This window comes from Lysobacter antibioticus (genome assembly GCF_000731095.1).
In the GTDB taxonomy this organism is placed as follows: domain Bacteria; phylum Pseudomonadota; class Gammaproteobacteria; order Xanthomonadales; family Xanthomonadaceae; genus Lysobacter; species Lysobacter antibioticus_B.
In genome coordinates, this window is sequence record NZ_JMTZ01000027.1 from 1 (window position 1) to 13,436 (window position 13,436).

General features: G+C 60.8%; 4 protein-coding genes. All 4 read right to left on the reverse strand.

Features of this window, described 5'->3' with window-relative positions:
- Positions 1-98: 98 nt before the first annotated feature.
- Positions 99-761, reverse strand: a complete 663-nt coding sequence (locus EX88_RS0110230; protein ID WP_031371899.1) for a hypothetical protein — start codon at positions 759-761, stop codon at positions 99-101.
- Between the two features lie 371 nt (positions 762-1,132).
- Positions 1,133-11,077: a calcium-binding protein gene (locus EX88_RS27100; RefSeq protein ID WP_031371900.1), complete on the reverse strand. Its 9,945-nt coding sequence runs from the start codon at positions 11,075-11,077 to the stop codon at positions 1,133-1,135.
- 43 nt (positions 11,078-11,120) lie between these two features.
- Complete coding sequence (locus tag EX88_RS25910; protein WP_152566212.1) at positions 11,121-11,978, reverse strand: hypothetical protein; 858 nt, start codon at positions 11,976-11,978, stop codon at positions 11,121-11,123.
- Between the two features lie 35 nt (positions 11,979-12,013).
- The gene (locus EX88_RS0110240; RefSeq protein ID WP_031371901.1) at positions 12,014-13,435 is read right to left on the reverse strand and encodes an HlyD family type I secretion periplasmic adaptor subunit; all 1,422 of its coding nucleotides are present in this window, start codon (positions 13,433-13,435) and stop codon (positions 12,014-12,016) included.
- Between the last annotated feature and the right edge of the window lies 1 nt (position 13,436).

Consider the following 13,436-nt stretch of genomic DNA (forward strand, 5'->3'; position numbering starts at 1 on the left):
GGTGCATTCGTAAGGGACCGCACAAAGCCCCGCTCCGGCGGGGCTTTGTTTTGGCGACCGTCGAACGATTCCGTTGCGCGATTCGCGAGTCCTCAACGCTAGGCGATATAGCTCTTGACCTGATCCCGGGTGATGCGCAGAAAACGCGCGATGGCATCGAGGTGCTCGTTGTTCTCGCGCAGACGCGATTCCTTCGGTGCGACCACCACCGGCTCGAATTCGTTGGGCTTCTTGGAGTTCTGTACCACGTGATAACCCCACACCATGCCCTGGTCGAACACCTTGCCGCTGGGCATGTCGACCACGTAATTGGCGAACTTGGTGGTGGTGTCGCCCTCGAAGCGGCCATTGACGAAGCGGTTGTTGAACTCGCGCGGCGTATCGATCAGCCAGCATTCGGTCGGCGACAGATGGCGGGTCGGCTGACCCGCGTAGTACTGCGAATGCGCGCCTATGAAGACGCCCGGCTCGCTATACAAGCAATTGCGCATCGGTTGCTGCCCCACAGTGGGGTCGCGCTTGTCGACGTTCCACTGACGGATCTGGGTATGCGGGAACACCGCCGTCTGCGGGAAGATCAGTTGGATCAACCCGATCTCGCTGTTCTGAGGCGCAGCGCGTGCAAAACGCGTCTTGAAGTCGCCGCCGTACTGCAAGGCAGCGTCCGGCGCGAACACGTTCTCGGGCGCAGCCAGGTAGGGATGCAACTGCAGGTGAAACTTACCCGCATCGAAATTCTGCTCGGGCCAGTAATTGCTCATGACGGTATTCCTCGTGTCGGAACGGCGAAATCTCCCCGCTCCGTCGCCGTCCCTGCGGTCCGCCCGCCAACGCCGCGCCGGCCGGGGGCCGCTATTACCAACGCGGTGCTCGAGCATCTGTGAAAGCGAGCCGCGCGTACAACAATAAAGCCCCCGTATTGGCCGGGGGCTTAAACTTATTTCTGCTGATATCTGCCGAGCCGGTGGCCAGGCAGCTCGCTCGCCTCCGGCGTTATTTGATTTGGGCAGAAGAGTCGAACCTGCGCCCTACCATCGACCCTGCGCGGCTTCCGCAACAAGGCGGAGCCGGTGCGGTGAACGATGCAGGAAAACGGAGCCGCCATTGGCGGCTCCATATCCAAAGTCCGGCCTCAGAGCAAGGCCGGCTCGTGCTGACGCCACTGCAGCCGTTCTTCCCGCAACGCGGCAACGACGAGCTCTCCAGCGGTCGGAAGCCTGTCGAGACCGTGGTCCACCGCGGTTGCGGCGGGATAGGCACTCATCGCACCGATCAGCGACTGAAGCTCGGCATTTCCTTGCGGAGCGGCAACCTCCATCTTCCTCATGCTCCACTGCTGCCAGGTGATACCTCGCAAGTCCGCCCCGCTATCGGCAGTCGGCGCGGAAAGCATCTGCTGCGCCGGCAACGATCCGCTCATCGTTGCAGAAGAACCGCTTCCGACCACGGCTTCGATATCGGATTGCGACCAGACGGTACCATCGGCGAAACGGATACGCTCGACCGCATTCGGCAGACTGGCGGACGAACGCGACAGGTAATAGGAAGCGACGACGATCGCATCCGCGCTCTCGTTCAACTCGACTCGCAGATCGTCGTTCACCCGAGACAAGCGCACATCGGAAGTCGAGATGCCGGCACCGAAAACGATCTCGTCGGTATCGGTCGGCAGCGCCGAATCGACGTAATCCGAGATCCGATCGAAGCCGAAACCCCGCTCGAACAGATAGCTGTCGCTACCCGCACCGCCGAACAAGGCATCGTTCCCGCTTCCGCCGATCAGGGTGTCGTTGCCGGCGTCGCCCGAAAGCAGATCGTGACCCTCGCCGCCTTCGATGCGGTCGTTCCCGTCCATACCGGACAGCACATCGTCACCGGCCAGGCCCGCGATGAGGTCGTCTCCGTTGAAACCGCCGATGGTGTCGTTGGCTGAGTCTCCGGTCAACAGTCGCTGCTTGATCTGGTCGTAGCCCCACTCGCTGCCGTCATGGAAACGGACGACATCGATCGAAAGATGATCGCGGTCGCCGTTGTCGTCGAAATACCCCTCGACGGTCAGCTGATCGGCAGTGCCGCGGATCTTCAGCAACAGATCCCGTCCCTGGCGCGAAACTTGCAGATCGCTTGCGACGATACCCGAACCGAGGCTGACCACGTCGGTGGTCGCATCGCCATTGCGAGTCGCCCCGGTGTCGCTTGCTTCGGAAAGGATGCGATCCCGACCGTAGCCGCGGGTAAAGAAGAAGGTATCGCTGCCGCTGCCGCCGAGCAGGGTATCGTCGCCTTCGTCGCCGCTGAGGTGATCCATGCCCTCGCCGCCGGCCAGACTGTCGTTGCCCTGACCGCCGAACAGCATGTCGCTGCCCTCGTCGCCAGCCAACGAGTCGTCGCCGAAACCGGCGTTAAGGACATCGACTCCCTTTCCGCCGCTGAGACTATCGCCCCCGCTTTCTCCGTTCAGGAAGTCGTTACCGGAGCCGCCTGAAAGCGAGTCGTCGCCGATATTGCCCAACAACCGATCGTGGCCCGATCCGCCAGACATGAAGCTTCCATGGATACTGGCCCACAGTTGATCGTCGCCGACCCCGCCAAACAATCCGTCATCAAAACCTCGGCCATAAAGCGTGTCGTTGCCTTGACCGCCCGAAACCGCGGACCGGTGGCCCCCATCGGTATACATGACATCGACGCCATCAAGGTCCTTGCGTATGGGCCAGAACGGCCCCGTATCGGAGCCCTGCGCGTAACCCGATGCGTCTTCTTCGGCTTCTTCGGGCGGGACATCGCTCGCAGATGCCAGATGCGCGGTGATCTGCGCGGTGCCCCAGACCGTACCGTCGGCAAAGCGGATCTGGCTGATGGCCCGAGCCGTTTCCCCGTCGGCGATGTAATGACCCTTCACGGTCAGCGACTCGGCGCCGCCGACGGTAGCGATGATCAGATCCAAACCGCTGCGGCTCAGAACGATGTCGGCCGGACCGATGTCCGCCTTGAGCTCGACGGAATCGACATCCTCCAGACGCCCCTCGCCATAGACGACCGTATCGTGTCCATCACCGCGGCCGAAACGAATCACGTCCCGGCCGAAACCGCCATCGATCTCATCGTTGCCGGCACCGCCGTCGAGGATGTCGGCATCCAGATCGCCCGCCAGAGTATCGTCGCCCGCCCCACCTTCCAGAAGATCCTGGCCATAGCCGCCAAGCAGCCTGTCCGACCCCGCATCGCCCGCGACGTGGTCGTCGCCGTTTCCGCCATCGATGACGTCGTTTCCTTCGCCGCCCACGATCTGGTCGGCCCCAACGAAGCCGTTGAGGACATCGTCGCCGCCTGTCGAAGCAAGCAATTTCGCCCGCACATCCGCTGCCAACCAACGCGTTCCATCGGCGAATACGATCTCGTACGGGGTTGCGTTGTCCTGCCCCTCGACAAACGCGTAATCCCAGATATACAGCAGATCTTCGGTGCCACCGATTCTCAGGGTCAGACCGCCCGTTTCGCGCGACAGGATTATGTCGGCGGATGCAATGTCCGCTCCCAACTCGATAGTGCCGATTTCGCCCGGTTCGCTACCGCTGTATCCGTTCTGGACGTTGTCCTCACCGGAGCCACGACCGAAGCGATATACATCGTTACCCGCTCCACCGAGCAGGAAATCCCGGCCGGCTCCGCCCTCGAGGGTATCGTTGCCCGCTCCGCCATCGATGCGGTCGTCGCCGCCCAGCCCGACAATCACGTCGTCGCTCTCGAAGCCGAGCACATCGCCACCCTCTGTGCTCGCAGACAAGAACTTGGTTCTGATTTGCTCGCGTCCCCACACCGTACCGTCGGCGAAACGGATCTCGGCGATACTCGAGCCCTCGAACCTCAGGAAGTCATCGGTGCCGAGGATGCGCAGCGCATGACCATCGCTGTAGTACTTCGATACCAGCGCCACGTCGTCCGGAGAAACGCCCGCGCCGAGTTGAATGATCGAATCGCCGCCGTGGTCGACGATCTCGTCCATGCCGTAACCGCGACCGAACACATAGGTGTCGGTGCCGCTTCCGCCGAACAGTTCGTCGTTGCCCTCACCGCCATTCAGGACATCGTTGCCCGCATAGCCCGCCAAATGATCCCGCCCGCCGCCGCCGGACAAATTATCGTCGCCCGAGCCACCCAGCAAAGTATCTGAGTCGTCGGTCGCCGATATGCGCATCAGCTCGCGGATCTTGTCCTCGCCGTAAACGGAGCCATCGGCGAAACGAATCTGAACAGGCGTCGAGCCGCTGATATCCAGGAACCCATCCATGCCGCGGAGACGCACGATAGCGCCTGGCTGGTCGTTGCTCTTTCCCTGCAGGATCAGGTTCGAGAGCGAAACCCCCTCGCCGAACTCGATAACGGCTCCACTACCGGCGTCCTCGGCATAGTCTTCGCCATAGCCGATGCCGAAACGGTAAACATTGCGGCCCTCGCCGCCGTAGAGCCGGTCGTCCCCGGTGCCGCCATCGAGCACGTCATCGCCCAGGCCTCCGTACAGGGAATCGCGACCAGCCTCACCGTAAAGACTGTCGTTACCCGTCTTTCCACGCACGGTATCGTCGCCGTCGCCTGCCCGAACTACATCATCGCCTCCGCGGCCCAGTAGGGTTTCGCCGTCGGCCGTTCCCTGCAGGTTCAAACCGGCGCCTACGGCCTGCTCGGCGATGTCGGTCGAGTACCACACCGCGCCGTCAGCGAAGCGGATCTCGTCTATCGCCTCAGCCGGGCGCGAGAAGTAGCCGCTGATCGTAAGCACCGAACCTTCGTACTCATTGCGTAGCAGCAGATCGTCGCCGACCCGCTGCAGCGACACGTCTTCTGCGTACTCATCGACTTCGACAACATCATAGCCGGCCTCCGAACCGCTCTCGACCGAGTTGTCGATGACGTCATTGCCCCGGTCGTAGCGATAGGTGTCGTCGCCAGTGCCGCCCTTAAGCACATCGTTGCCGTAGCCATCTTCACTCCAGGACTGGAACTGCCCGCCGTCGAGCGTGTCGTTACCGGAGCCGCCGTGAATGACGTCATCGCCCACCGTTCCGCGCAGCGAATCGTTTCCGCCTCGCCCAGACAGCACGGATGTGTCGGCGTCGCCGTCATCGCCATACAGCACGTCGTCGCCTTCCGTCGCCAGCTCACCGTTGGAACTGAAAAACGAGTGAATCCGTTCGCGATCCCAGACCACGCCGTTAGCGAAGCGGAAGAACTCGACCGCAAGATCCTGATGGCGTGCGACCGACTCGCCACCGTCGAATAGCGCGGCCGCAAATGCGGCACCGCCGCCGTCGCCGTCGCCTCCTCCAACCTGACTATCGTCCATCCAGCCGAAGTAGTGCGGAATACGCAGCACGTCGTCGGTGCCGCGAATAGACATCACCAGATCGTTGCCTTCGCGGCTGACGACGATGTCGCCGTCGGTAACATCGGCACCGAATTCGACCGCATCGATTCCTTCCGAAGCCTCGCGGAACAGAGCGATGTAATGTTCCTGCCCCCATTCGCCATGTGGCTCGGGAACGATGCGCAGCAAGGAATCCTGGCCCGAACCGCGACCAAAACGGTAGACATCATGACCCTTTCCGCCTGCGAGGACATCGGCGCCGGCGCCGCCATTCAACACATCGTTGCCGAGCTGGCCATGCAACTCGTCATTTCCCTGCCCGCCCGACAAGATATCGTCACTGTCGTAGCCGAATAGGCGGTCGTCGCCATCGCCGGACTGCAGCACGGTCGCCTTGACCGTTTCGATATCCCATACCGTACCGTCCGCAAAGCTGATTTTATCCACGGCGAACGCAGATCGGCCATCGTCGCGGAAGAAATTCTTCACGGTCAGCTCATCGTCGCTACCGGCGATGCTGAGCACCAGATGGTCGCCTTCGTAATCACGCAGATGACGCAAGGATACTTCAGCCGGAACGATGCTCGCCCCGAACCGGATCTCGTCCAGATAGCCGCCATTATCCCTATAGACGGAAACATTCTCGATCCTGTCGCGCCCGAAACCGCGCTCGAACCGATAGATATCGTTACCGCGGTCGCCCACCAGCTGATCGTCGCCGGCCTCACCGACGAGGACATCGTCGCCTTGACCACCGTTCAAGCTATCGTCGCCCGCCCCGCCGTACAGCGCATCATTATTCGGGCCGCCATCGATAATATCGTTGCCGGTTCCGCCATCCAGATAATCGTTCCCGAAGCGGCCATAGAGCTGATCGTCACCACCGCCGCCGTAGAGGCCTTCCGGTCCGTTCTGGCCATAAAACACATCCGAAGCCTCGCCGCCTTGATAAGTGTAGACGAGCTTCGAATCGACTGCGGTAATGCGCACACCATCGAGGAACTCGATCGTGTGGCTACGCCCCGGAGTCATGAACCCCTGCAAGCCCAGACTATTGATGCTGCCGAACTGCAGGAAGTTCAGCACCAGATCGTTGCTCCCTTCTCCAACCACGCCGAACGTCATGTTCGAGCCGACATAGTTGAAGTTGAGACGGATAATGTCGTTGCCGGAATCCGGCTCGCCCAAGCCGAGCACGGTATCGATACCGAAGCCTACGTCGAAGCGATAGATATCGTTGCCGGTCCCGCCATCGAGCTGATCGTTGCCGCTGCCGCCAATGAGCATGTCGCCATCGGCACCACCGCTCAGGTAGTCGTTTCCATCGAGGCCGTTCAAGATGTCGGCCCCGTCTGCGCCGTACACATTATCGTTGCCCGACGTTCCGTTCAGCACATCGTCACCCGAGGTTCCCGTAATCGGAGCGGTCACATTGAGATCTTGCTCCAATCTCAAGCGATCTATTACCGTTCCATCGATCAGCACCAACGTCGCGTTGGCTCCTGGAGAGAAGTATCCAGTGACGGTAACAGCGTCACCGCCTGCCACATCGACTACCAGATCCTGGCCGACGACTCTGTAGCTCAAGTCGGATTCCAGGATACCGGAACCGAATTTGATGGCGTCAGCCCCATCGTTTCCGTCCTCCCGGATGACGACGCGGTCGTGACCGAAGCCACGTTCGAAGATGAAAATGTCATCGCCTCTTCCGCCGACAAGAAGATCGTCGCCCACGCCGCCGGTCAGAACGTCGTTGCCGACTCCACCTTCCAGGGTGTCTGCGCCTTCCTCTCCCAGAAGAATATCGTCGCCGGCGCCACCGTCGACGTAGTCCGAACCGGTTCCGCCGGAAACAGTGTCGTTACCGGAGAACAAACGTTCGAAGTCGTCGCCGAACAGAACGTCGTTTCCGTCCCCGCCGCGGATCGTGTCGTCACCGCCCTGCCCGTGTACGAGATCGTCGCCGGCGCCACCGTCGATGACGTCACGCCCGTGCTCTGAGGCGCTAACAGCCGAATCGTCTCCGAGTATCTGATCGTTGCCGTCTCCGCCGGAGAGGCGGTCGTCGCCCGCACCGCCCCACACAGCGTCGTTATCCGCTCCGCCGTCGATGACGTCCTGCCCGTCGTTGCCGCTCAGTTCATCGGCCCCGCTTCCTCCATCGATCTGATCGTTACCGGCCTCACCCCAGACGATGTCCTTGCCCGCGCCACCGACTATCCTATCGGCGCCGTCACCGCCGGTTACGCGGTCGTCGCCCTCGCCGCCGGCGATATGATCGTCACCCGCGCCTCCGTGCAGCAGGTCCGCTCCCGTTCCTCCATCAAGTTCGTCGGAGCCTTCTCCGCCCTGCAATTCGTCGTCGCCGGCGGCACCGAATAGTCGATCGTTACCGTTCTGGCCGACGAGCAAGTCGATGCCGTCGCCGCCATTCAGATAATCGGCGCCGTCGCCGCCCTGCAGCTCGTCGTTGCCGCGCCCACCAAGCAGGTTGTCGTCGCCCGCTTCGCCGGCCAGCAAATCGTCGTCGTCGCCACCGTCGAGCGCGTCGTTACCGCCTCCGCCCAGCAGTTCATCCTCACCGGCACCACCACTGAGGCGATCATCGCCATGGGCGGAAAGCGCGAGATCGACGACGGCCGCGTCGCCGACAAGCTTGTCGTCGCCATCGCCGCCGACGATCGAGTCCGAGCCGCCCCCACCCCAAATAATGTCGTTGCCGGCCCCGCCGTCGATGTCGTCGTCGCCGTGTTGAGCGCTGGGCGTGACACCATCGTCGCCTTCGATATAGTCGCTGCCGCCGCCGCCACGCAGAGTATCGCTGCCCGCATTGCCGAAGATACGATCGTCGCCCTCTCCGCCATCGATGAAATCGTCGCCGGGAGCCTCGCGCACGACATCGGTCGAGCTGGCGTCATTGCCCAGTCGATCTCCGAATAAATTGTCGTTGCCCTCGCCCCCCCAGATGAAATCGCCACCGCCTTGGCCGAAGACCTGATCGTTCCCGGAACCTCCGAACAAGAGGTCGCTGCCGGTCACCGCTTCTTCCGGTGCGTACTTATCGAGCGTTCCGCGGATACGATCGCCGTAGATGATGTCGTCGCCATCGTCGCCGCTGATGTGATCGCCTTCGTGATCGCCGGCGAGGACATCGTTACCCGTACCGCCGTTGACGATATCCACACCGCGACCGGATATGACGATATCGGAACCGGCGCCGGCGTCGATAACATCGCCTTCGTCGCGATAGAGATCCGGGTTGCTGGTGTAGTTCTTGACGAAACTCGCCATCTCGGCGCTTCGATAGATCAAGCGCGCATCGTCCCTGACCGCAGCTCCGCTGCGCAGCAACCAAGCGGAACCGTGCGTCACGTAAGTGTCCGGATGCTGGGCCGCAAGCTCGGCCATGTAGTCGGCCGTCGCTACGTTCTCGTATCCCCATTCGCGTTGAACGCGCACGGTTTCCGCCCAGCTGACGCTGAGATCGGATTCGCTGATGAAGTCGTTACCGCCACCGCCACGTATGACGTCGGACCCGGCGCCGCCTTGTATGAAGTCGTCACCCTCGCCGCCATCGAGTTCGTCGCTGAGATTGCCTCCAGAGATGCTGTCGTTGCCGCCAAGGCCTTCGATACGATGGCGAGTACCGAAGTGGTCGACCCACTGCGAATTCTCGATCGCATGTGTATCGAGAGAATTCGCTGCGTCGTCGCCGACCTTCTCGACGATGCCCGTCCCCGGCTCCGCCGATCCCGCGCCGAGACTGAAACCCAGCGCGCCTTCGACCCAGTCGTTGACGACAATATGAGCGCCGGTCGCGGCGATCGTGAGGACCAGGAAGGTACGGCCATCGTTCTCGATCTTGGCCAGACGGAATTTGCCGTCGCTGCGACGCCAGGACGTTTCTGTTACACGCTCGAAACCGCTGATCGAGAGCGTCTCGCCATCCACGATGATTCGACCAGCGCCGTCGGTATCGACGATAGTGTCGGTAGCCACGGTGTCGGCCGAAGAAAAGTAATAAGCATCGTCCCCGGCACCGCCATCGAGATAGTCCGCGCCTTCGCCGCCGCGCAACGTATCCGCACCGGCCTGGCCATACAGGCGGTCGCCGCCGCCGGCTCCCAGCAGTTCGTCGTCGCCACCGTTGCCGTAGACAGTGTCGTTTCTAGCGCCACCGACTATACGATCGGCATGAGCTGTGCCGCTGATGACTTCCGCGTTCTTGACCGTGAGGGCATACCCATTTGAGCCTGCACTTGTAAGCAAAATCGAGTCGTCCGCGGTTCGAGTTATATCCGCGGCTTCGGACATCCCGCTCAGATCGAGCGTGTCGCCCATCCGAGCGGAATTTCCACCCAAATCGATTGACTGCAAGCCCTGGAGCTTGCTCCCATCCAGACTGCTTAACTTAAGCGTATCGCTACCGTTGCCGAGAACAACTCGCTCGAATCCGAACAATTGGGAGTTGGATTGAGTAGCCAAGTACTCGTCGTAAGTTGGCTGCTCGCTTGCGACCTTTATCTTGTACTTGTAGTCGGCACTGGCAGCCAATGACGAATCGATCTCAATCAGTTGATCGACCCCCATACGCCCGAAATCCGCAGTATCAATGCCGCTTCCGCCGTCAAGAAGATCGACCCCCGCCGAGCCCATTACCGTATCGTCGCCGAGCCCCGCATGCACGACATCGGAGAATGGGGAAGTGGATTCGATGAGATCGTTTCCGTAGCTACCGATTGCATAATTCTCACCAAGCATGAACGTGGATCTAGCAAACAGCAATCGCTTACCGATCTCGAAGCCGCTATCTGCAGCAAGACCATAGTGCTTGCGGAAAAATGCAGTTGTTTCCTCGATTAAGTCGTCCTGCTTCTTCTCCGGCAGCTCCGCAAATAGACTAAGGAAAGCGTCGATCGGATTCGAGACGCCCGCCGCGAGGGTCGCAGATCTCGCTATCGATATAGCGGAAATCAGGTCATACGTACCCTCGATATGCTTGACCGTCTTGGTCCCATACTTGGTTCCGCCCCCCTCCTCGGTTTTCTCGTATATATTCGCTACAACCTGCTCGTCATTAAGCAGGAAATCCTTAAAGAAATCTTTGCTACCGAGGAACGGAAAAAGGAGAGTTCCCGCCCACGGAGCATAGTCCCCTTCGGCAATCGGCCCGATATTCCGAAAAACAGTGGATGCCGCTGCACCGGCATCGATCGCACCAAGCCCAGTTATGCCCGGCAGATCGCCCTCATGATTAAGGAGATCCGTCACCAGATTGAAGGCAATCAGATTGGACGCAATCTGATTTGCCGCCTCGGCATCACGATTCAACTGTTCTTCTTCGACTGCGTTACCGATTCTCTGGCGATACTGGATCTTGGTGTACTCGCGAATAAAATCGGCAAAGAACCCCACACCGCGATTGACATCGACCGCGCCCTTGACCCAGAACCAGACTCTTGGATCGACCCCAGCTTTCGGAACGAACTCTTCGGTAGTGGTCACGCCATGCGGACCGACCACCTTATTGATCTTGATATCGCTGATAAAACCAAGAATCATCTGATACAGCGGAGTGCCCAGACCAAGGCCGTCCTGGTGCTGACCAAACTTAATCTGTTGATCTATGAACAGCGAAGACAGCTGATCCCGCTGCTCTTTACTCAACTTAAGACCACCATAGCCGCGCTCGTAGGTAACATTGACAGTCACTTTTATCTTCCTTGTTGTTCAAGCAATAATTGAAATGCGCAAATCAGTGTTTCTCGACAACTGCTAATGCACTGACTTTTCTTCTCAAGGCAGCATCCACTTCGAGTATCTGATCGACGGGAAGCCTGGATTTATCGAATCCGTAGCTCAAACTGACACCCTTATACAGGCGGTAGTAAACGTGGCAGTCATCAGGAGAAATTGACGGCCCAAGGCCGCAAAGAACAATGTAACGACGACCCAGCGGCGCCGTGTAACCACTTGAATCACTGCGAAACGTCGAGACTTGCGCATGCTCGAAATCGCTGCCGACCGAGCATCCTCGAAGCCCGTTCGCCAACCTCTCGCAGACAGCTATATTGATGAAGCGATCCGAGGTTCGTTCGTTGACGTCTTGCATCGCGGACGGTCCATCGGGAGTTCCAATCAGACTTATCGAGGTGAGCAGACCAAACTGCTGCGCATAGGGCCCTTGATCTCCCTCAAGTACGTCTTTTAAGTCCAACACCTGGACGCGCGCGGGAACTTCTGCGCAGTAGCCCAAATCGTTCGCCCCCCCTTTTTCCGACTCATGCGTATTGCTTGGTGGACGCCCCAACGATTGAGTTGGATTCGAACGTGGGTACTTGAACAGCGTGGCACCAACCAACACATAAGCAGCAGCGATTTCTTTGCCATGAGGACAGCGGCGAGTATCGGAAACGGATTCGTCCGAGGACTCCGTTAAAGAGCTCTGCGATTGCGGTTGTGGCGACGATATCGAGCTCGGCCTCCGGGCCGGAGTCGGCGCCTGAAATGAACCATCGCAAGCGCTCATAAGAACCGATGCCAGCAACGCGCCGCCAACACTCAGGACCTCACGAAACCAAAGCCTGTTCTTCGCACGAACGCCCATCTTCACCCCATGGCAATTTTTGATTTTAGGGCGCGACAGAATTACCGCTCTCGCAACGCCTCACCCGTATGCTGCTGCAGCGGACTCAGCAAGTAGTCGATCACCCTGCGCTTGCCCGTGCTGATCTCGACGCTCAAGGCCATGCCCGGCGTCAGGCGAACCTGCACGCCGTCGATATCGAGTGCGGTCTGGGCCAGCCTGACCCGCGCGGGGAATACCAGCCCCAGCTTTTCGTCCTGTGCGGCGTCGTGCGAGACGCTTTCGACGGTGCCGGTCAGGTAGCCGTAGCGGGTATAGGGAAAGCTTTCGACTTTCACCGTCACCGGCTGGCCGGCGCGCACGAAGCCGATGTCCTTGTTCAACACCGTCGCCTCGACCTCGAGCGCCTCTTCGGCCGGCACTACCGCCAGTAGCGGCTGCGCCGGGGTGACCACGCCACCGACGGTATGCACGGCGAGCTGCTGGACCGTGCCCGCTACCGGCGCCCGCAACTGCATGAGCTTGTCGCGCTGACCGGTCTTGGCCACTTCGGGCGTGAACTGCTGGACTTGTTCGCGAGCCTTGCGCAGCCCGTCCAGGGTTTGCTGACGGGTATCGGCGACCAGCACCTTCAGTTGCTCCTGCGCACCGCTCAGAGCCGATCGAGTCTCGTGCAGCCGACTGCGTTGCGCGGCGAGGTCGCGTTCGGCGGCGATGCGTTCCTGCTCGCGCAGCAGGTATTCGTGCCGGCCGACATACTTGCCCTCGACCAGCTTGGCGTAATCGTCAGCGCGCCCTTTGGCGATCACGGCGCTCTGCTGCAAGGGGCCGATCAGGGACTGCACGGTCTGCAGCTCGGCCTTGCGCTGGCCGATCGCCGCTTCCAGGTTGTCGCGCTTGGCGCTGAAGGCCTGGAATTCGCTGTGCGCGAGCTGCTGCTCGGACTGGAAACGCACCGCCGGCAAGGCCGGGTCCGATGCCAGGATCGGCGCGCCGTGCCCATCGATCGCCGCCGCCAACGCACTCAGGCGCAATTCCGCAAGGCGCGCGTTGACCAGGGTTTCTCCGGCCTTCTCGTAATCGGCGGTGGTCGCGGTGGCGTCCAGCTCGATCAACAGCTGCCCCTGTTTCACCCGCTCGCCGTCGCGCACCAGGATGCGCCGCACCACCGCGGTTTCCGCCGGCTGCAGCACTTTGGTGCGCGAACCGACCACGGTCTTGCCTTGCGCCACCGCGACGATGTCCAGTTTGCCGATACAGGCCCACAACAGCGCCACGCAGAAGAACGCGACGATGATGCGCATCGCCCAGCGCGGCAGCGGCGCCAATGGCGTTTCGATCAGCTCCAGATGCGCGGGCAGGAATGCCAACTCGTCCTGGCTGCGTTTGGGCGGATCAAGCGTCTGGCGCACCGACCAGGCCGCCTTGAAGACACGGCCGTAGCGCGCGACGAAATCGCCGACGGCTTGAAAGACATGCTTCATC

Bases quoted from the DNA above. Each gene is read 5' to 3' on its own strand.
- EX88_RS0110230 (WP_031371899.1), bottom strand. From the start codon at position 761: ATGAGCAATTACTGGCCCGAGCAGAATTTCGATGCGGGTAAGTTTCAC.
- EX88_RS0110240 (WP_031371901.1), bottom strand. From the start codon at position 13,435: ATGAAGCATGTCTTTCAAGCCGTCGGCGATTTCGTCGCGCGCTACGGC.